The 20,054-nt window shown below is 68.8% G+C and carries 18 protein-coding genes and 2 pseudogenes; 8 read left to right on the forward strand and 12 right to left on the reverse strand.

The genetic code is table 11. The features are described 5' to 3' along the window. Positions 1-28: 28 nt before the first annotated feature. Genes E3N86_RS02640 through E3N86_RS02650 form a run of 3 tightly spaced genes read right to left on the reverse strand, consistent with a single transcriptional unit; the run spans position 29 to position 3,556 of the window. Entirely contained in the window at positions 29-1,390 is a 1,362-nt protein-coding gene (locus tag E3N86_RS02640; protein WP_134511270.1) for an aldehyde dehydrogenase, read from the reverse strand. After that, positions 1,387-2,202 carry a gamma-glutamyl-gamma-aminobutyrate hydrolase family protein gene (locus tag E3N86_RS02645; RefSeq protein ID WP_198412254.1) on the reverse strand — a complete coding sequence of 272 codons (816 nt, stop codon included), beginning with the start codon at positions 2,200-2,202 and terminating at the stop codon, positions 1,387-1,389. The genes E3N86_RS02640 and E3N86_RS02645 overlap by 4 nt, the downstream gene beginning before the upstream one ends. Continuing rightward, positions 2,189-3,556: a glutamine synthetase family protein gene (locus tag E3N86_RS02650; protein ID WP_134511271.1), complete on the reverse strand. Its 1,368-nt coding sequence runs from the start codon at positions 3,554-3,556 to the stop codon at positions 2,189-2,191. The genes E3N86_RS02645 and E3N86_RS02650 overlap by 14 nt, the downstream gene beginning before the upstream one ends. A gap of 220 nt (positions 3,557-3,776) precedes the next feature. On the opposite strand from E3N86_RS02650, the gene E3N86_RS02655 reads away from it, so the two are divergent. Both E3N86_RS02655 and E3N86_RS02660 read left to right on the forward strand, forming a co-directional pair. Then, entirely contained in the window at positions 3,777-5,324 is a 1,548-nt protein-coding gene (locus E3N86_RS02655; RefSeq protein ID WP_104101074.1) for an amino acid permease, read from the forward strand. Positions 5,325-5,762: 438 nt separating this feature from the next. Further along, positions 5,763-6,044, forward strand: a complete 282-nt coding sequence (locus tag E3N86_RS02660) for an alpha/beta fold hydrolase (protein ID WP_134511272.1) — start codon at positions 5,763-5,765, stop codon at positions 6,042-6,044. Between the two features lie 112 nt (positions 6,045-6,156). Here E3N86_RS02660 and E3N86_RS16675 read toward each other — a convergent pair. The 3 genes and pseudogenes from E3N86_RS16675 to E3N86_RS02680 all read right to left on the reverse strand — a co-directional run bounded on the left by E3N86_RS16675 (position 6,157) and on the right by E3N86_RS02680 (position 9,294). Beyond that, positions 6,157-6,702, reverse strand: a pseudogene (locus E3N86_RS16675) (glycosyltransferase family A protein). Positions 6,703-6,715: 13 nt separating this feature from the next. Further along, a complete protein-coding gene (locus E3N86_RS02675) occupies positions 6,716-7,591 on the reverse strand; it encodes a fumarylacetoacetate hydrolase family protein (protein ID WP_233194206.1) in 876 nt (291 codons plus the stop codon). After that, positions 7,588-9,294: a DNA-3-methyladenine glycosylase 2 family protein gene (locus E3N86_RS02680; protein ID WP_255453028.1), complete on the reverse strand. Its 1,707-nt coding sequence runs from the start codon at positions 9,292-9,294 to the stop codon at positions 7,588-7,590. Before E3N86_RS02680 ends, E3N86_RS02675 begins: the two co-directional genes overlap by 4 nt. A gap of 135 nt (positions 9,295-9,429) precedes the next feature. Between E3N86_RS02680 and E3N86_RS02685 the strand changes: the two genes are divergently transcribed. The 3 genes from E3N86_RS02685 (at position 9,430) to E3N86_RS02695 (ending at position 12,610) form a co-directional block, all read left to right on the forward strand. After that, positions 9,430-10,821, forward strand: a complete 1,392-nt coding sequence (locus E3N86_RS02685; protein ID WP_134511275.1) for an FAD-binding oxidoreductase — start codon at positions 9,430-9,432, stop codon at positions 10,819-10,821. 22 nt (positions 10,822-10,843) lie between these two features. Further along, entirely contained in the window at positions 10,844-12,073 is a 1,230-nt protein-coding gene (locus E3N86_RS02690; protein WP_134374654.1) for a PrsW family intramembrane metalloprotease, read from the forward strand. A gap of 165 nt (positions 12,074-12,238) precedes the next feature. Beyond that, positions 12,239-12,610, forward strand: a complete 372-nt coding sequence (locus E3N86_RS02695; RefSeq protein WP_104101078.1) for an FKBP-type peptidyl-prolyl cis-trans isomerase — start codon at positions 12,239-12,241, stop codon at positions 12,608-12,610. A gap of 51 nt (positions 12,611-12,661) precedes the next feature. Here the strand turns inward: E3N86_RS02695 and E3N86_RS02700 are convergent, their stop codons facing one another. Then, a complete protein-coding gene (locus E3N86_RS02700) occupies positions 12,662-12,958 on the reverse strand; it encodes a DUF167 domain-containing protein (RefSeq protein ID WP_233191412.1) in 297 nt (98 codons plus the stop codon). Between the two features lie 56 nt (positions 12,959-13,014). Here E3N86_RS02700 and E3N86_RS02705 point away from each other — a divergent pair, with 56 nt between their 5' ends. Together E3N86_RS02705 and E3N86_RS17230 are read left to right on the forward strand one after the other, a co-directional pair. Beyond that, the gene (locus E3N86_RS02705; RefSeq protein WP_134374652.1) at positions 13,015-13,434 is read left to right on the forward strand and encodes a hypothetical protein; all 420 of its coding nucleotides are present in this window, start codon (positions 13,015-13,017) and stop codon (positions 13,432-13,434) included. A 561-nt stretch (positions 13,435-13,995) separates the two neighbouring features. Then, positions 13,996-14,595: pseudogene (locus E3N86_RS17230) on the forward strand (DUF222 domain-containing protein); the annotation flags it as partial. A gap of 189 nt (positions 14,596-14,784) precedes the next feature. Here E3N86_RS17230 and E3N86_RS02715 read toward each other — a convergent pair. The 5 genes from E3N86_RS02715 to E3N86_RS02735 form a co-directional block, all read right to left on the reverse strand. After that, positions 14,785-15,633, reverse strand: a complete 849-nt coding sequence (locus E3N86_RS02715) for an SDR family NAD(P)-dependent oxidoreductase (protein ID WP_134374648.1) — start codon at positions 15,631-15,633, stop codon at positions 14,785-14,787. A 4-nt stretch (positions 15,634-15,637) separates the two neighbouring features. Next, on the reverse strand, positions 15,638-16,063 hold the full coding sequence (locus E3N86_RS02720; RefSeq protein WP_104101082.1) for a pyridoxamine 5'-phosphate oxidase family protein: 426 nt from the start codon (positions 16,061-16,063) through the stop codon (positions 15,638-15,640). Positions 16,064-16,175: 112 nt separating this feature from the next. Then, positions 16,176-17,105, reverse strand: coding sequence for a hypothetical protein (locus tag E3N86_RS02725; RefSeq protein WP_134374646.1), 930 nt, complete (start codon positions 17,103-17,105; stop codon positions 16,176-16,178). A 72-nt stretch (positions 17,106-17,177) separates the two neighbouring features. After that, positions 17,178-17,447 (reverse strand): protealysin inhibitor emfourin, encoded by a 270-nt coding sequence (locus E3N86_RS02730; protein WP_104101085.1) that lies wholly within the window; start codon positions 17,445-17,447, stop codon positions 17,178-17,180. Between the two features lie 45 nt (positions 17,448-17,492). Further along, positions 17,493-18,674 carry a M4 family metallopeptidase gene (locus E3N86_RS02735; protein WP_134374644.1) on the reverse strand — a complete coding sequence of 394 codons (1,182 nt, stop codon included), beginning with the start codon at positions 18,672-18,674 and terminating at the stop codon, positions 17,493-17,495. Between the two features lie 253 nt (positions 18,675-18,927). Between E3N86_RS02735 and E3N86_RS02740 the strand changes: the two genes are divergently transcribed. Then, entirely contained in the window at positions 18,928-19,830 is a 903-nt protein-coding gene (locus tag E3N86_RS02740; protein WP_134374642.1) for an LLM class flavin-dependent oxidoreductase, read from the forward strand. Positions 19,831-20,054: the final 224 nt, after the last annotated feature.

Here is a 20,054-nt window from a genome sequence, read left to right on the forward strand (position 1 = left end):
CCTTGGGGTTCGTCTGAGGGTGTGGCGTCTAGTCGACGGCGATGAAGACGTTCTTGGTCTCGGTGAACGACAACGGGGCGTCCGGGCCCAGTTCCCGGCCGAGGCCCGACTGCTTGAAGCCGCCGAATGGAGTCGAGTAGCGCACGGAGGAGTGCGAGTTGACGGACAGATTGCCGGATTCCACGGCCCGCGCCACTCGGATCGCCCGGCCCACGTCGCGGGTCCAGATCGATCCGGAGAGGCCGTAGTCGGTGTCATTGGCGAGGTTCACGGCGTCGTCCTCACCGTCGAACGGCAGCACGGTGACGACGGGTCCGAAGATCTCGTCGGTGACGCAACGGTCCGTGCGGGAGTCCGGGGTGAGCACGGTCGGCGGGAACCAGAAACCCGGTCCGGTCGGGGCGCTGCCCCGGAAGGCCACGGGGGAGCCCTCCGGCACATAGGCCGAGACCGCGGCGTGGTGCGCGGCCGAGACGAGCGGGCCCATCTCGGTGCTCTCGTCGGCGGGATTACCCACCCGCACACCGGCGACGGCCGGCTCGAGCAGCTCGAGAAATCGGTCGTAGACGCTCCGCTCCACCAGGATGCGGCTACGGGCGCAGCAGTCCTGGCCGGCGTTCTCGAACACCCCGGAGGGTGCGGTGGCGGCGGCCTTCTCCAGGTTGGAGTCGGCGAACACGATGTTGGCGCTCTTGCCGCCGAGTTCCAGGGTGACCCGTTTGACCTGGGCGGCGCAGCCGGCCATGATCCGCTTGCCGACATCCGTCGACCCGGTGAAGACGATCTTCCGCACTTGGGGGTGCGTCACGAACCGTTCGCCGACCACCGATCCGCGGCCCGGCAGCACCTGGAACAGCCCCTCGGGCAGGCCGGCCTCCCGGGCGAGTACGCCCAGATGGATGCTGGAGAGCGGCGTCCACTCCGCCGGCTTCAGCAACACCGCGTTGCCAGCCGCGAGGGCGGGAGCGAAACCCCAGGCCGCGATCGTCATCGGGAAGTTCCACGGGGTGATGATGCCGACCACACCCAGCGGTTCCTGGAAGGTCACGTCGAGACCGCCGGACACCGGGATCTGCCGCCCGAAGAGTCGCTCGGGGGCGGCCGAGTAGTAAGTCAGCACGTCGCGCACATGGCCGGCCTCCCAGCGCGCCTGCATGATCGGATGCCCCGAGTTGGCCATCTCGATGCGGGCCAGGTTCTCCCGGTCCCCGTCCACGGCCTCCGCGAAGCGGCGCAGAACGGCAGCCTTGTCGGCCGGCGCCACCCGGGACCAGAGCCGCTGCGCGGCCACCGCCCGGGAGACGGCCTCATCGGTCGCATCCGTGTCGAGGTGTTCGACCACGGATACTGGGGTCTCGTCGGCCGGGTTGATCACGGTGTAGCTGCTCACAGGGTGTCCCTTTCCTGATCGTGGTCGTGGTCGTGGTCGTGGTCACGGGCCGCCCGGTAGCGGGCGGCCGCGTCGACGAGGCCCGCGAAGAGACGTAGGTCGTCGTGCTGTTCCGGATGCCACTGCACGGCCAGCCCGAACGGGACATCGGTGAGTTCCACGGCCTGCACGACCCCGTCGTGAGTGCGTGCGGACACGGTGAGGCCGGCGCCGATCCGGTCGATGGACTGGTGGTGGTAGACGGGAACGGGAAGCGGCACGTCCAGGGCGTCGAGCAGCCCGTGCAGCCGCGACTCGGGTTCCACGTGCACGTCCACGATGTTGAAGACGCCGCCGCCGGCCTGGTAGCCGCCGTGGCCCACGACGTCGGGCAGGTGCTGGTGCAGGGTGCCGCCCTGTGCGATGTTGAGCATCTGGGCGCCGCGGCAGATGCCGAGCAGCGGCAGCTCCCGGTCGATGGCCCGGTGGATCAGCTCATGCTCCCAGGCGTCACGGTCCCGCCGCGGCTCGTCGGTTTTCGTGTGGGCGGCCTGACCGTAACGCGCCGGATCGACGTCCTTGCCGCCGGTGATGACCAGGCCGTCGAGGCCGTCGAGCACCCGGTCGGCAATGGCCGCGTCCACGGGCTGCGGCGGCAGCAGCACGGCGATGCCGCCCGCGCGGATGACCGAGTCGAAATAGGCCTGGGGCAGGAAGGCGGCCGGCACGTCCCAGACACCGGTCTGGGACTGCTCGAGATAGGTGGTCAGGCCGATCACGGGGCGCGGGTCGGCACCGGGGCGCGGTGCGGTGCCGGGGTCAGAGGCGCTCAAAGCCGCGCACCCGCTCCCAGTCGGTCACGGCCGCGTCATAGGCTTCCAGCTCGATCCGCGCGTTGTTGAGGTAGTGATCGACGACCTCGTCGCCGAATGCCTCCCGGGCGACCGTGGATGTCGCGAACAGCGCGGTGGCCTCCCGCAGCGAGGCTGGCACCCGCTCGGCGCCGCTCTCGTAGGCGTTGCCGACGAAGGCATCGTCGAGTTCGAGTTCGTTCTCGATGCCGTAGAGGCCGGCCGCGATCAGCGCGGCCACGGCCAGGTACTGGTTCACGTCGCCGCCGGGCACTCGGTTCTCCACCCGCAGGCCGAGGCCGGCCCCCACCACGCGCAGGGCGCACGTGCGGTTATCGAGCCCCCAGGCGATCGCAGTCGGCGCGAAGCTGCCGCTGACATAGCGCTTGTAGGAGTTGATGTTCGGTGCCGAGAACAGGGTCAGCTCGCGCATCACCGCGAGCTGGCCGGCGAGGAAGTGACGGAACAGCGTCGACATGCCGTGATCGGCATCCTTGTCGGCGAAGACCGCGGATCCGTCGGTGCCGCGCAGGCTGATGTGGATGTGGCAGCTGTTGCCCTCCCGCTCGTTGAACTTGGCCATGAAGGTCAGGCTCTTGCCGTGGGCATCCGCGATCTCCTTGGCGCCGTTCTTGTAGATGGAGTGGTTGTCGCAGGTGGCCAGGGCGTCGGTGTAGCGGAACGCGATCTCCTGCTGGCCCAGGTTGCACTCACCCTTGACGCCCTCGCAGTACATGCCGGCGCCGTCCATGGCGTTACGGATGTCCCGCAGTAACGGTTCCATCCGGGTGGATGCGAGCAGCGCATAGTCGATGTTGTAATCGCTGGCGGGGGTCAGGTCGCGGTAGCCCTTCTTCCACGCCTCCCGGTAGCCGTCGTCGAAGACGATGAACTCCAGCTCGGTGCCGACATAGGGTACCAGCCCGCGGTCGGCCAGCCGGGCCAGCTGGGTTTTCAGGATCTGGCGGGGTGACGCCACGACGGGTGACTTGTCGAGCCACCGCAGGTCCGCGGTGACGAGGGCGGCCCCGGGCAGCCAGGGCGCGCGTCGCAGTGTGGCGAGGTCGGGGATCATGGCCATGTCGCCGTAGCCGCGTCGCCAGCTCGACATCTCATAGCCGTCCACCGTGTTCATCTCCACGTCGACGGCCAGCAGATAGTTGCAGCACTCCGCGCCGTGGCCGGCCACGTCTTCCAGGAAGAGCCGCGCGGAAACCCGCTTGCCCACCAGCCGCCCCTGCATATCGGTGAATGCGACGACGACGGTGTCGATGTCGCCGCCGCGAACCAGGGAGGTGAGGTCCTCAAGCGAGAGATTTCCGGAGCGGGGTGTCATCAACTTCTCCTCATCGAGCCGGTCAAAGGGTGAACATTCGACCATTAGACCACAGATCGAGCGCTGTGTGACGGCCAATTTTTGTTTCGCTCGACTCAGGAATCGGGCGCGTAAAGGTATGTACAAGCCACCATTGGAGCCCTATAGTCATGCCAACGTAAACTCCCGGAGTTGCCGCTCGATCGCTGAGTTGCGCAACCAGAACGCAAAGGAATCCAGGATGTCCAAAGACACCTTGAACGTCTCGGGCGTGACCTACACGACGGCAGAGGCAGGGTACTTCGAGAAACGCAAGCTCCGCCGCAGCGCCGGGATCTGGGGGCTGTGGGGACTCGCCGTCGCCGCGGTCATCTCCGGTGATTTCTCGGGCTGGAACTTCGGCATCGATTTCGCTGGATTCGGCGGAATGCTGATCGCCTTCGCCCTCTTGATCGTCATGTACTACGGCATGATCTTCGCGATCGGGGAGATGGCGTCGGCCATGCCGCACACGGGCGGCGCCTATTCCTTCGCCCGGGCGGCGCTCGGGCCCTGGGGCGGTTTCGTCACCGGCCTGGCCGAGACCATTGAGTATGTCGCGACCACCGCCGTGATCGTGTACTTCTCGGCGTCCTACGCCGACGGCATCACGAGTGAGCTGCTCGGAGTCTCACTGCCCGCCTGGGCGTGGTGGGCCATCCTCTACGCCGTATTCATCGGCCTGAACTCGGCCGGCGCCGCGATCTCGTTCAAATTCGCGATCGTGGTCTCGATCATCTCCATCGGCATCCTGCTGGTGTTCTCGGCAATGGCGGCCTTCTCCGGGCTCTTCAGTGTGGACAACCTCTTCGATATCGCCCCGGAGGCCGGCCAGTCCGAGTTCCTGCCCTTCGGCGTGGTGCCGATCCTGTTCGCCCTGCCCTACGCCATGTGGTTCTTCCTCGGAATTGAGGAGCTGCCGCTGGCCGCGGAGGAATCCCACGACCCGGTGCGGGACATCCCGCGAGCCGGTCTGATCGCCCGCACGACCCTGATCGTGACCGGGCTCCTGGTGCTGGTGCTCAACACCGGGATAGTCGGGGCCTCGAACATCGCCACCGCCGGGGAGCCACTGCTCGACGGCTTTCGGGCGATGGTCGGCGACGAGGCGGCCGCTGTGCTGGCCCTGTTCGCCCTGGTCGGACTGCTGGCCTCCCTGCAGGGCATCATGTTCGCCTACGGGCGCAACATGTACTCCCTGTCGCGGGCCGGCTATTATCCGAAATTCCTCTCCCTGACCGGCCGCCGCCAGACTCCGGCGGTGGCGCTGCTCGTGGGGGCCCTGATCGGCTTCGTGGCCCTGATCCTCGTCGACTCGCTCGGCGGCGCCGGCGGCGTGGCCGGGGCGATCGTGCTCAACATCGCCGTTTGGGGAGCCGTGATCGCCTACATCCTGCAGATGATCTCGTTCGTCGTGTTGCGCCGAAAGTACCCGAATGCGAACCGGCCCTACCGCAGCCCGTGGGGCGTACCCGGGGCGGTGATCGCGGGCATCCTCTCGCTGGCGATCTTCTTCGGGTTCTTCATCAACGAGCCGGCCCGCCCGGCCATCGCGGCCATCGCCGTGGTCTACGTGGTCATGCTGCTGATCTTCGCGCTCTACGGGCGCAAGCGCCTCGTGCTCTCCCCGGAGGAAGAATACGCGGTGTCCGGCGGCCTGCACGGCGACCCGCAGAAGGAAGGCTACGGCGGCGCCGTGGAGGAGCAACTGCTCGCGCTCGACGGCCGGGACGACCAGCGCGCGCCGTAGCCGAACGAGTTTCGATCGATTGGTTGGGTCGCCCTCCGCGGGTCAGAGCTGACGCACCCGCGTGGACGCTGTTCAGCACAGGCGGAGCGACCTGCCGGTGTTGAACCAATTCGACGGAGATTCTCGAGGAAAACGGCCATTTCGACGTGGTGAGGCCCGTTTTCGGCAGAATCTCCGTCGAATTCGTTCGGGCTGCGGGGCGGGAGCGCTACCGTGACGCCATGTGCGTCTGGGAGTGGCGTTCCCGCGGCCGACCGGGTTCCGCGCCGGCCGCTCGGCCGGCAGGGAACCCGGCCGATGTGATGGTGCTGCGCGGCCACACCCTCCCCGACCGGGACTGGACGGTGCTGCCCGCAGGCAGCCGCGCCTTCTGGTTCCCGGCGCCGAGCGGGAACCTCGCCGCCTTCGAGCTGGGCGACCCCGGCCGCTCCGAGAATCGTGCTGCTGCCCGGCGCGACCGGCTCCAAGGAAGACTTCGTGCTGTTGGCTCCGCTGCTGGCCGACGCCGGCCACTTCGTGCAGAGCCACGAACTGGCCGGGCACTACCAGGCGTGCGCGGCCGGGCCCGGCGGCACCGAGCCCTGGGACTACGCCCCGTTCGTGGCCGACCTGATCGTGTTCCCCGACGCAGGGCCCACCCCGGTGCACGTGCTCGGCTACTCGATCGCCGGGATCGTCGCGGAGCTGGCCCTCGCCGCGCTTTACCGGGTGGCTGGCTGATCAGGCGGGCCGATTCGGCAGGCTGACCCGGCTGGTAGCAGGCTGAACCGGAGGTTGGCCGGCCGGCTGAACCGGAGGCCGGCGGGCTGATCCGATGCCCCCGCGAAACAGCTCAGTGCCCGATCGTGGGACGCCCGGCCCGGCGGCGCCGCACCGCGCACCGGGCGGCATGCCGGTGCCCCAGCCAGAACGGCATCCAGAAGAAATATCCGCCGATGTAGAAGGTCCCGCCCAACCAGGCCACGAGGGTGCCGCAGCCGTAGAAATCGCCGGGGCCGGTGACCATGTCGCTCCCGGGGGACTCCGCCAGCGCGGACTCGATCCGCTCCAGCCAGTCGGCTGGCGGCACGGAGTCGGCGTCGAGACGGGCGATCACGTCACCGGATGCCGCACCCTAGCCGGCTGCCGCCGCCGGCCAGATGCCCCGCTGGGTCGCCCGCACGACCCGCGCACCCCCGAAGAGAGCGATCTCTGCCGAAGCATCCGTGCTCGCGTTGTCGACAACGATCGCCTCGTCGGGCACCCGCTGCTGCCGGGCCAAAGCCGCGAGGCAGGTTCGGAGAAGGGCGGCGTCGTTGTAGCAGGGGATCACGACCGAGATCGTCATCGTCGCTGCCTCCTTTCCCGCCCGCAGCGAGCTGTCGCATTGATCCTCCATCTGGCGGTCACGGTCAGATCGCGCGGCAATGCGTGGTGAGGAACCCGATCTTGTCGATGGTGATCGTGACCGTCGAGCCGTCGCGCAGGAACACCGGAGGTTTGCGGCTGTAGCCGGCGCCGCCCGGGCTGCCGGTGGAGATGAGCGTGCCCGGCAGCAGGGTCGAGGTTTTGGAGAGGTAGGAGATGATCTCGGCGACCGAGCGCACCATGTCGCCGCTCGAGGCGTCCTGCAGGATGCGGCCGTCGACGTGGGTGGTCAGCCACAGGTCCTGCGGGTCGGCGATCTGGTCTGCCGTGATGACGACCGGCCCGGTGGGCGTGAAACCGTCGAAGGACTTGCAGCGCGACCACTGCGCCTCGGAGAATTGCAGGTCGCGCGCCGTGATGTCGTTGACGACCGTGTAGCCGAAGACATGGTCGAGAGCGTCCGCCACCGACACGTGGTGTGCGGCCGTGCCGATGATCACGCCGAGCTCGGCCTCGTAGTCGACCTGGCTGGTCAGATCGGTCGGCCAGGTGATCGTGGACTCGTGCCCGGTGAGCGAGTTGGGCCAGAGCGAGAACACGGTCGCGGCCGTTTCGACGCGCAGTTCGAGCTCGGAGGAGTGGGCGGCGTAGTTGGCGCCGATCGCGATGATCTGAGGCGGACGCAGCACGGCCGACGAGTAGCGCAGCTCGCCCAGCGGGGTGAGCGTTGCTCCCTGCGCGGCGGCGTTCTGGCTCAGGGCGCGCACCCGGTCGTACTCGTCAGAGTCCTTCTCGATCAGGTCCTGCAGATCGCGGGGGGCGTCGTCCATGATCTCGTCGAGGAACAGCGCTGCGTCGTCGAAGACGGCGGCGAGCCGCGGAGTGGATTGACCTTCAACTCTCAGGTGGGCGAATTTCACCTGTTCAGGCTATCTGGCCCGGGAGGGGTCGCGGTGCGCGGGGTAGCCGCGGCGCCTGCCGCGCGCCACAAGTGCATGCCGGCGTAGCTGCGCCACGGCGCCCAGGCGGCACCGTGGCGGGCGAGTTGCCGGGCCTCCGCGGGCAGGCCGAGCCGCCCGGCGCCCTGCAACAGGGCTAGGTCGCTGGTCAGCAGGATGTCCGGGCTGCCCAGCACGCGCAGGGCCACGTATCCGGCCGTCCACGGTCCGATCCCGGCCAGGGCGGTCAGACGGGACTCAAGATCCTCCCGGGTCTGCCCGTAGGAGAGCACCAGATCGCCGGAGCAGAGCGCCTCCGCCACGCCGATGATCGCGTCGATGCGCGCGGCCGGGCCGCGCAGCACGCCGCGGCCCTCGGTTGCGATCCGCTGGGCGGTGGGAAACAGCCGGGTCAGGGGAGCGGCGGTGGGAAACAGCCGGGTCAGGGGAGCGGCGGTGGAGTCGTGGATGAAGAGGCTTTGGCTGGTGCCGGTGGTGGCGCTGGTGCCGCTGGTGCCAGTGGTGGCGCTGCTGTCGCTGTCCCCTGCACCCGGGTACACGTCGTCGCCGAGCGCAGCGGCCAGCCGGGTGAGTGCCGTTCGCGCGGAGGCCACCGAGACCTGCTGGCCGATGAGCGCGCGGAACAGGGTCTCCTCGGGGTCCACGCTGCCCGGCACGCGCATGCCGGGGGTGGCCGCGATTCCGGCCGCGAGTTGCGGGTCCCTCCCGAGCGTCAGGTCGATCGCCCGGGAGTCCGCGTCCAGGTCGAGCAGGCGCCGCACCCGGCTGACGAGCGGCGCGAGGTCGGCGAGGCTGGCCAGTCGGGCGCGGCAGGCGACGGCTGGCGCGGCCGCCGTTCCCGACAGGGTCAGTTCCATCGTCGCGGGTCCGTGTGGCAGGCGCAGCGTGCGCGCGTAACGGGCATCCGTCGCCTGTTCCACCCCCGCGAGGCCTCGCGCGGCAAGGAACCGCAGCACCCCCACCCCGTCGAACGGCGCGCGCGCCGGCAGCAGCAGGTCGATGCCCGTCCCGTCACCGACCCCGAAGCCGGCCTCACCGACCCCGCCGACGCCGAGGGGCTGGGCGCGGGGCTGGGCGCGGGCGGGACGGGCGCGGCGCAGCTCGGTGGGGGTGCGCTCGTAGACGACGGCGATGGTGTCGTTGAACTGGCGCACGCTGCCGAAACCGGCGGCGAATGCGACCTCGGTGATCGGGACATCCGTGCTCGCCAGCAGCACGCGGGCGGTCTGCGCGCGGTGCGCCCGGGCGAGCGCGAGCGGGCCGGCGCCCAGCTCGGTCACGAGCACGCGGGTCAGGTGCCGTTCGCTGTAGCCGAGGCGGCGGGCGAGGCCGGGCACGCCCTCCCGCTCAACCGTGCCGTCGCTGATCAGGCGCATGGCGCGGGCGGCGAGGTCGTCACGGATGTCCCAGTCCGGCGACCCGGGGACGGCATCAGGAAGGCAGCGTTTGCACGCCCGCAGGCCGGCCTCGTGCGCGGCCGCGCTGGTGAGATAGAACGACACATTGGCCGGCTTCGGTGTGGCCGCCGGGCAGCTGGGGCGGCAGTAGATTCCGGTGGAGTGCACGCCCGTGATGAACTGACCGTCGAAGCGGGAGTCTCGGGAGGACATGGCCCGGTAGCGCTCGAAGAAGACCGGATCGAGCCCGGCAGGAGGGATGGTCACCCGGCCAGCCTGCCACCGCGAGCCCGGGCGCACCAGCGGGAATCGGCCATCGCCGGTGCCGGCCGCAGCGGCCGCGGGCCATGCCGGCCTGTGTCCGGGCCTGCCCTCCGGCACCCGGCCCGGTACTCTGGGCGCATGACCGCATTGGAGCGTCTGCAGGCCGAACTCGGCACCCACGTCAGCGTCGATCCGCGCCGGCTCGCGGCCGTTCGGGGCGACAAATCGGGCTGGGTTGCCCCGGGGATGCCGCTGGCGGTCGTCTACGCCGCATCCGTCGACCAGGTGCAGGCCACGCTGCGCATCGCGACCGAGTTTCGCGTGCCGGTGATCACCCGCGGAGCCGGAACGGGCCTGGCCGGGGGAGCGTGCGGCACGGACGGCGCCATCGTGCTGAGCGTCGAGCGGATGAACCGTATCCTCGAGATCCGCCCGGAGGATGAACTGGCCGTGGTCGAGCCGGGCGTGCTCAACGGCGACCTCAACACGGCCCTCTCCGCGCACGGGCTGTGGTTCGCGCCGGACCCGGCAAGCCGGGCGATCTCCTCGGTCGGCGGCAACATCGCCACCAACGCGGGTGGGCTGCTCTGCGCGAAGTACGGCGTCACCCGGGAGGCGGTGCTGGCGTTGACGGTGGTGCTCGCCGACGGGAGCCTGCTGGAGACCGGGCACCGCACCGTCAAGGGCGTCACCGGCTACGATTTGACCGCCCTGCTCACCGGCTCGGAGGGCACCCTCGGCGTGATCGTCGAGGCCACCGTGCGGGCGCGCGCCATCACCCTGGGTGAGACCGTCACGATCGGCGCGACGTTCCCCGACGTGGCCAAGGCGGCCGCGGCATCCGGTCTCGTCACGGCGGCCCGGCTGCGCCCGGCCGTGATGGAACTCATCGACCCGGTGGCCCTGGCCCTGATCGCGGCGTACCTCGGGCCGAACCTGTTCGAGGGAGTTCCGGCTAGGGGAGCGTTCCTGCTGGTGCAGACGGATGGGCCGGCGAGCCAGGCGGAGGCGGACCAGGCGGTGGCCGTGCTGCGGGCCGCGGGCGGGGAGGTGCGCGTCTCCACCGACGCCGAATCCGCCGATCGACTGCTGGCCGTGCGGCGGGCCGCGCATCCGGCGCTGGCCGCTCACGGCGAGGTCCTGATCGAGGATGTCTGCGTGCCCCGCTCCCGGCTGGCCGAGATGTTCGCGCGGATCGCTGAGATCAGTGCCCGCACGGGCCTGCCCATCCCCACGGTGGCCCACGCCGGAGACGGCAATCTGCACCCCAATTTCCTGATCCCGTTCGATCCGGCCCGGGGCGGCGCGGAGCCGGTCGTGCCGGAGGCGGTCTGGCTGGCGGCCGACGAGCTCTTCCGTGCCGCGCTCGAACTCGGCGGCACGCTCACCGGCGAGCACGGGGTCGGCGTGCTCAAGCGGCGCTGGCTGGCCGAGGAGCTCGGCGACACGGGCTTCGCCCTGCAGCGCCGGATCAAGGCGGCGTTCGACCCGTTGGGCATCCTCAACCCGGGCATCATGTTCGCGGCGTGAACGCGCGGCTAGTCTGTTGGGCATGACCCACGAGCCGACCCCGGAGCACTCCGCCGCCGCCCCACACTCTCATCCGGCCGGAACCCAGCCCGCGGCCCAGCCTGCCTCGGTGCAGCCCGCGGCCCAGCCGGTGCAGCCCGTCTGGACCGCCCCCGTTCGTCGCACCCGGGCGGGCATCGTCACGCTTACGGTCACCGGCCTCGTCATCGGGGGCGCCGCGCTGCTGCTGGTGTTCGTCTACCTGGCCACCTTCCTCGGTGCCGGCACGCTGCTGGTCGGCCTCATCCTGGCACTCATCCCACTGATCGGGATTTTGCTCGCCGTGGGCTGGATCGATCGGTGGGAGCCCGAACCCCGCCCGGCCCTCTGGTTCGCGTTTCTCTGGGGCGCCGGCGTCTCCATCGTGACCGCGCTGCTCTTCGACCTGGGCGTGCAGCTGGCCCGGGCCGGCGCCGGGGCCACCGAAACGGATGACGGTTTCGCCGCCGCCGTCCTCCAGGCGCCCCTCGTCGAGGAGGCCGCCAAGGGCGCCGGGGTGCTGCTGCTCTTCTGGGTGCTGCGTCGGAGATTCGACGGCCCGGTCGATGGCGTGGTCTATGCCGCGACGGTCGCGGCCGGATTCGCCTTCACCGAGAACATCCAATACTTCGGTGTGGCGATGATGGACGGTGGCTCTGAGAACCTGGGCTTCACGTTCCTGGTGCGGGGGGTGTTGTCGCCCTTCGCTCATGTCATGTTCACTGCCTGCATCGGCATTGCGTGCGGGCTGGCGGTCCGGTTCCGGCCGTTCCCGGCCTTCGCCACGATTCTGCTCGGATTCGTCTCGGCGATCTTCCTGCACTCCGTCTGGAACGGGGCGTTCTACCTGGTCGAGAGTGGCTCGCTGGTGGCGTACTACCTCGCCGTGCAGGTGCCTCTGTTCCTCGGCGCGATCATGGTTGTCGTGTTGCTGCGGCGCCAGGAAGAACGCGTCACCGTGCTCCGGCTGAGCGAGTATGCCGCGGCCGGCTGGTTCAGCCCGGCCGAGGTGGGTATGCTCGCCACCCGCGATGGCCGTCGGCAGGCTCGATCCTGGGCCGCGCGGCAGCCCCAAACCCGGAAGCGGGCCATGCACCACTTCATCCACAACTCCACCCGCCTGGCTTTCGCCCGACAGCGCATGGTGAACGGTACGGCCGCGAACGTCGACCGGGCCGACGAATCGGAGCTGCTGGGGCTGATCCAGCGCGACCGTGCCGGCGTGATCAACTGACTCTGATGCCCTGACGAACAAGGACTCGCCGCCCCGGTGGTGTGGCAGTGCCGACAACTCTCCCGGAGCGGCGAGTTCTGTTCCCATGGTGCGCCCGACGGCCGCGTTCGCGCAAGGGGGAATTTTTGGTGTGCGGGCGAGCGCGCAATCCGATTGGATAGAGGAATGACTGATCAAAACACCAAGCCCGAACTCGACGCTCCGGAGGGCCCCGCGCCTACCGAACTGACCATCACCGACATCGTGGTCGGCGAGGGAGCCGAAGCAACCCCCGGCGCCACCGTCAACGTGCACTACCTCGGCGTCGCCTATGACACCGGAGATGAATTCGACTCCTCCTGGAGCCGCGGGCAGTCGATCAACTTCCCGCTTGCTCAGCTCATCGCGGGCTGGCAGCAGGGCATCCCCGGCATGAAGGTCGGCGGACGCCGCAAGCTGGTCGTCCCTCCGCACCTGGCCTACGGACCGGCCGGCGGAGGACATCAGCTCTCCGGCCAGACCCTGATCTTCGTGATCGACCTGCTCGGAACCCGCTAGAAACCCGCAGTGCCGGAAGCACGTGCAAGTCGCTACGCGAGTCGCGCATTGCTACGAGTCGTGTTCGATTCGCACGTGCTTGATCCGGGAGGCGTGGCCGCGCACGATGGTCACCGCGCTCTTGGACACGCCGAAGTGCTTGGCCAGCAGCTTCACCAGCGCATCGTTGGCGGCACCCTCAACGGCCCGCTGCTGCAAGAACACGGTGAGCGCAGCATCCGTCGGAGCATGGGACGCGTCGTCGCCCGGCTCCCGGCCCGGCTCTCGGCCCGGCTCTCCCCCGGAGACCAGCGGTCCCTTCCGACTACCGGGCTTCACATGCACCGTCAGGTTCACCGTTCGCGTCACGCCGGTCCTCCGGGAATATAGTTTTCTTCACAACGCTAGTGGGCGGAGTCGTCTTCATGATCTCAATCGATAGTGCGCGGGCCCTGGCCGAAGCCGGTCTGCAGTGGCGTCCCGTCTCCGGTGACGCCTTCCGCATCGAGCGCTCCGGCTTCGAAAGCGACGTGTTCACGGTCAGTGACATGACGATCGAGCCGCATGAGTTCGACACGGGAACGATCCTCGGCTTCAACGGCACCACCGAGTGGGCCCTTGATTCACTGGCCCTCGAGGATGCCCTGTGGATGCCGCGTGAGGACCAGCTGCGCGTCCTGTTGCGGAGCACCTTCCGTTCGCTCACCCGTCAGGGCGAGGACAGCTACCGGGTGACGGTGGCGCTGAACGGGGCGCCGGAATTCTTCGACGCCGCCGACCCCGCGGATGCCTACGGCAACGCGCTCCTGCGTCTGATCAGCCTGTCCGCCGACTCCCTCGCCTGACACCCACCCTCTCGACGGCTCCGCCGGTGGTCGAGCCTGTCGAGACCCGGTACGTCGACTTCCAGAGGTTCGCCCGGGGCATCCGTGGCGGTCGAAGTCGCCAGCCTCGGAGATTTTCGCGACACGCCGGGCACCCCAGGCCATCACAACCGGCGTTTCCCGAAAATCTCCGAGTTCACGAGACACGGATGTGTGCTGCGCGCCCATTGACGGATGCCCGCTGCGGGCCCGGCGACGGCTGCTTCTACTCCTCCACAATAAAAGTTTGATCAGGTTATCCACGGGGCGCTGACGGGTGCCTGTCTGGAGCATGGAATGTCAGTGGTCAGCCGTAACGTGTGTCTCATGAAGCCCTCCTACAGTGAGTAGCGGGAACGCCTGGGTCGTCACTCCGACGCCATCCGGGAGTCGCAGGCGGACGCCGCCCGGGTTGACGCCCGCCTGGCCGAACAGGTCGATCAGGCCCGCCGGTTCGCCGAAGCCCTGGCCCGAAACGCGGCCCGGGCAGCCAAGGACAAGGCCAGGGAGGGACCCCCGGCAGTGGCCGGGGTCGCGACCGGGATGCCCCGCACCAGGTGGCACGCTGCACAGGTCGCCGAACGCGAGTTCGTGACCGAACCGTCCTACACCCTGCGGCTGCCGGTGCGCTCGACCGAAACCCTGATCGCCGAGAGCCGCACCCTGATAAATGAACTGCCCGGCACCCGGGCCGCCCTGCAGGACGGGTCGATCACCTACCGGCATGCGCAGGCGATCATGAACCAGGCCTGGTCGCTCCACGCCGAGGCCCTGGCCGGGTTCGAGGAGACCCTGCTGAAGTCGGCCCCGCACCTGACGGTGGCCAACCTGAAGAACGAGGCCCGGATCATGCGGGAACGGCTGCACCCGGGGTCGATCGCGGCCCGGCACCAGAAGTCGGTGGCGGACCGGACGGTGATCTTCGAGCCCGAGGCCGACGGGATGGCATCCCGCTCCTGGTACGACTCGGCGGAGAAAGTGAAGGCCGGTTACGACCGCCTCACCGTGATGGGGATGAGTCTGCAGGGCCCGAACGACACCCGCACGCTGACCCAGCTTCGGGCGGACGTGTTCGAAGACCTCATCCTCGACGGGGTTACCGCATCGGGGGTCGGCCAGGGCATCCGCGGCTCGGTGCACGTCACCGTCCCGGTGATGACACTCCTCGGCCACCCCGAGCAACCCAGCCACTTCGAAGATTCCGGGCCGATCGACCCCGATACCGCACGCAAGATTGCGGCCGGGACGCCCGGCTTCATCCGAATCCTGACCCATCCGGAGACCGGGGTGGTGCTCTCGATCGGGCGCACGTTCATCAGTCGGGGACCGACGTCAGGCCAGCCAGGTCGCCGTCATCCGCTGCACGACTCCGCCGTCGAGGTCGGCGAGCTTGGCCGCCACGAACTGGCGCGCCGCCTCCGATGTCTGCACCCGAAACGGTGGGCGGTCGCCGTCGAGCAGGGCGGCGACGATCTCGCCGGCGCTCCGGGCCGACTGGGCCGAGCCGAAGGATGACGCCGCGCGGGCCAGGTACGCCTCCAGTGCCGCGGCGTACGGGTCGTTGGCCAAGCCGGATTGGTTGAGGTCCCGGCCGACGTTGGCGACGAACGAGGATGTCACGGCGCCGGGTTCGACTACCGTCACCGACACACCGGCCGTGGCGGCCACCGGGGCCAGGCTCTCCATGAATCCCTCCACCGCGAACTTCGCCGCACAATACGCCTCGTTGAAGGGCTGGCCGATGGCTCCACCCACGCTCGAGACGGTGATCAGCCGGCCCGTGCTGCCCCGGAGAAGGGGGAGCGCGGCCCGTGTGAGGGCAACCACCCCGAAGAAGTTCACCTCCATCACGGCGCGAACGTCATCGACCGTTGAGTTCTCGATGGTGCCGAGCCTCCCCGACCCGGCGTTGTTGATGAGCGCGTCGAGCCGGCCGTGCCGGTCGATGGTCCCGGCCACGGCATCCGTGGCCGCGTGCGGTTCGGTCACGTCCAGGCGACGGATGTCGAGACTCACCTCCGCGTCGGTGGCCGCGTCCCGCAGAGCGCGGGCGCCTTCGAGGTTGCGCATGGTGGCTACCACCGTGTGGCCGGCGCGAGCCGCGGCGATGGCGGCGTGGAGTCCGATACCGGAGGAGGTCCCCGTGATCAGAATGACGCTGGAGTCCGGTGCGTGAGTCACGCTTCTAGTACCGGTCGGGTTCCGGGCCGAGCTGGAACCGGCGGCCTGTGATCCTGGTCGGCGTTATCTCGACGTAGATGTACTTCAGGGTCGGGATGAGCGGGCGCAGCGGCAATTGATCCGCGGCCTCGATCTCGGCCTGCTTGTCGAGAACTCGGGCCTCGCCTCGCGCCACGACGCTCCACGCCTCGCTGCGACCGATGCCGTCGATCTCGAAGGCGACCCGGTTGTTCACCGTGAGCTCGAGGAGCTTCGTACCCTCGGCCGTGCGGAAAACGAGCCGCCGGTCTGCGGAGACGAAGTTCACCGGGTAAATGTCCGGCTCACCGGAAATGCTCATCGCGAGTCTTCCGAAACTGGACGAGATCAGAAGATCCCAGCAGTCGTCCTCGCTGAGGTTCTGAACCGGATACAGGTCGTTGGTTTCCATGACTCATAGTCCCACGCGGTCCGGCCCGGCGCGAGCAGGTGCCGGCAACGAAAAACGCGCCCACCGTTCCCCGAGGGGCGGTAGGCGCGTTTCGGTCTGACAGCGAGTCGGATCAGTCCCGACGGAGGCGTACGACGGTGCGTCGAAGCGCGAGGAGCGCGCCGAGTCCCAGCAGCAGGGCGCCTGCAGCCGCGGAGATCAGCAGGGAGGCCGAGTCGACGCCGGTCGCGGCCAGCTCGGGAGCGGCCGTGATCGTGTCGGCGGCGACCGGGAGGGCCGTCTCGGTCGGGGTCGGTGTCTCGGTCGGTGTCGGTGTCTGCGTCGGCGTGACCTCGGCTGCATCCACGATCGTGTTGAGCTCGGTCGCGCACTCCACGGTCGAGCCACCGCCGTTGCTGGAGTAGTTGCACTGGTTGACAGTGATGGGCACGTCGGTCGTCACCGTCGCCGAGGGATTCACCCGGCAGAGCACATCGGCGCCGCCGCCGTTCCCGGCGTTGTTGCACTGGGTGACGGTCGCGTCGGTGGTGTTCTCAAGCGGCACGCAGTCGAGTGCCGTGCTGGCTCCGGAGCCGACGCACTGGTTGACCGTGGCGGGGGATGCCGTGGTCGCACCGGTGATGTGGTTGTTCACGGTCACCGTACAGATGGTGTTACCGCCGCCGACGTTGATCGAGCCGTTGCACTGGGTGATCGTGTGGATCAGCTTCGAAGAGTTCACGACCGTCGCTGCGGGGGGCTGCACCTCGGTATTCGCCGCGTGGATGCTGACGACGGTGCTGGTGGTCGAACTGGTCGCGCCGGTGGCCAGATTGAGATAATTGTCGACCGTGACGCTGCATTCGACGGCGCCGGTGCCGCCGCCGACTCCGGCGACATCGTTGCACTGTTCGACGGTGCCGTCGACCGGAGCAGCCGAAGCGGAAACCGCCGGCGAAGCGGTCAGGACGAAGGCCGCGAGGAAAAGGCCGATGGCCAGAACAAGCGAACGGTTCAGTGCAGAAGCACTGAAGAAAGAACGTGAAGTTTTAACAGCCAGCAAATTTGCGATGGAGGCCCCCTTAGTAGCTTCACTCTAACAGGGGATTTTCAGGCGCAGACAACGGAGAACGGGTCAGTGCCCTTCATTCACGCCTCTGACCCGGTCAATAAGATCTTTCCACGGCCCAGAGACCTGCTGCTCGCTGAGCACGACCTCGTGGGGTGCGCAACGGATGCGGTAGACGTAGCGGTCCGGCTGCGGAGCCGTCGCGGACACCTCGTCCCAGGGCAGCCCACGAAGAAGTTCCGCCCAGGCGGACCGGTCGGGTTGTTCCTCCACCTGGACCTCCCAGGTGGTTCGGATTCCGGCGAAGCCACCGCTGCGCGAAACGACGACCTTCATGAGGCCGATATTACTCCGGCCGGGGGGCAGGAAATGAGGCCGATATTACTCCGGCCGGGGGGCAGGAACGACGGTGGCGCGACCGACGACGGTCCCTGGGCCAGTGCCGGACCGGGGCCGGGATCCGGTGCCGAGCCCGCCGCCGAGGCCGACGGCGGTCCAGCCGGCGATCACGGCCTGGTGTTCTCGGGACCCGGCGCCGTGGCGCGTGACCGCCGCCCGCGAGGTCGCCCGCGCGAACCCGGCGAAGTCCACGGTGCGGCCCAGCGTGCCGGAGGTGAGGGTGTCGAACCAGATCTGGCCGGCCGTCTCCCAGGCGTTTCCGCCGAGAGCTGTGGCCACGAGGTAGAACGCCCGGTTCGGAATGCCCGAGTTCAAGTGCACCCCGCCATTGTCGTCTTCGGTTTCGATGTAGCCGGTCATGTCCGCGGGCTGGGGGTCCTTGCCGAGAGCATCGTCGTTGTAGGCGGTGCCGGGAGCCTTCAGCGAGCGCAGCGCGACCCCCTGCACCTGGTCGGTGAAGAGACCTTCGCCGATCAACCAGCCGGCCTCGGCGGCTGACTGGCCCAGGGAGCGCTGTTCCACCAGCGAGCCGAACACGTCCGACAGGGACTCGTTTATCGCACCTGATTGCCCCTCATAGGCGAGGTTGGCCGTGAATTGGGTCACCCCGTGCGTGAGCTCATGCCCGATCACCGTCAGCGACGCGGTGAAACGGTTGAAGACCAAGCCGTCGCCATCGCCGAACACCATGCGCTCGCCGTCCCAGAACGCATTGTCGTAGTTGCGGCCGTAGTGCACGGTCGCCTCCAGCGACACACCGCGGTCATCGATCGAGTCACGCTCGAACATGTTCCAGAACAGGGAATGCGTGTCTCCGAGCCCCGCCCAGGCTTCATTGACCGCGAGATCGGCCCCGGCGGGCTGGCCCTCGCGGCGGACCAGCCGGCCCGGCAGTCGTTCCAGGCCGCCGGCATCCGACACGGCCCGGTCCACGTGCCCGCGCACCCGAGCGGCCGCTCCGCCGTGCACACCGGAGTGGACCGACGACGACGGCGTCGGATGCGCCGCCGCGCGTAGTTCCCGGATCGGTACGTCCCGCATCAGAGACCGTCTGGCTGCCTCGGCCGCGGCCGCGAGCCGGGGATCGTCGACCCGCGCCAGCCGCACCAGCAGATACGGCGGCACGATAGTGCACCGGGAGAAGCCGTGCGATGAGCCTGTCATGGGTCGAGTGTGGCACTCGGCGGTGACGCGCACCACAGAAATTCCTGATTAGCCCGTGTGCCGCGACCCTGAGACCCGAGCGAAGGCCCGCGGCGGCATCCGGAACGTGGGCCGGGTGCCGCCACGGGGGTCTGGTGTCATCAGCGGCCGACCCGCTGCCTGAGAAATCAGGAACGCCGGTCGAGAACCATCAATAGCACCGTGCGCGCGGGGCGAGAAGGTGCCGGTGGGAGGCCTTCCGTAGACTCTCAGCATGCGCTTCGGAATCGTCATTCTCCCGCAGGATTCGTGGCCGGAGGCCCGCCGCCGCTGGCAGGGCGCTGAGCAGCTCGGCTTCGACCACGCCTGGACCTACGACCACCTGTCCTGGCGGTCGTTGGCCGACCAGCCCTGGCATGCGACCGTCCCGACGCTGACTGCCGCGGCGGTCGTCACCTCGCGGATCCGGCTGGGTACCTTCGTCTCATCACCGAACTTCCGGCATCCGGTGACCTTTGCCAAGGAGATCGCCACCCTCGATGACATTGCCGGCGGGCGATTCCTGCTCGGGGTGGGCTCAGGCGGTACCGGGTTCGACGCCACCGTGCTCGGGCAGCCCGAGTACACCCCGAAGCAGCGGTCCGAGCGCTTCGCCGCGTTCGTCACGGCCCTCGACCGGCTGCTGCGCCACGAAGAACCGGGCAGCGGCGGCATCAGCTTCGAGGGGGAGTGGGCGAGGGCGGTCGGCGCGCGAATGGTCGGTGTGCCGGCCCAGGAGCCGCGGGTTCCGTTCGTCATCGCCGCGAACGGGCCCAAAGGGCTGCGCCTCGTCACGACGTTCGGTTCCGGCTGGGTGACGACGGGAGCGGACGGCGTCGTGGGCGAGGACTGGTGGGCGGCGGTAGCCGGCCTCATGCACCGGCTGGAGGACACGGCAGTCGTCGCGGGCAGGGACCCGGCCACCATCGACCGTTACCTGTCCCTCGACAGCGGCGGCTGCTACTCCCTGCAGAGCATCGGAGCGTTCGAGGATGCCGTCGGTCGGGCCGGCGAACTCGGCTTCACCGACGTGATCAGCCACTGGCCGCGAGCGGCCGGCATCTACGCCGGAACGGAGGCCGTTCTGCACCGGGCTGCGGCCGTGATCAGCCGGCAGCGCGCCCGGGCTGGAAAATAGTTTGAGAAGAACCGACCCCGCAGAGCCGGCGCAGAAAAGCTAACATAAACGATTCGCAAAGCAGTCCTAGCTGCCCTCTTGCGCGGTACAGGGAAGCACTGAGTTTCGCACGGAGGGTTACGTCCCCGTGAGTGGTGTGGTTTCCCGCTCTTGAGTGTTGCTTCGTCAACGTGAAGAGCCACCGTGGGATGGTCAGTGAGTACCGATCAAAGAACTCACAAAGG

Origin of the sequence: Cryobacterium sp. Hz7 (genome assembly GCF_004402815.1) — a bacterium.
In the GTDB taxonomy this organism is placed as follows: domain Bacteria; phylum Actinomycetota; class Actinomycetes; order Actinomycetales; family Microbacteriaceae; genus Cryobacterium; species Cryobacterium sandaracinum.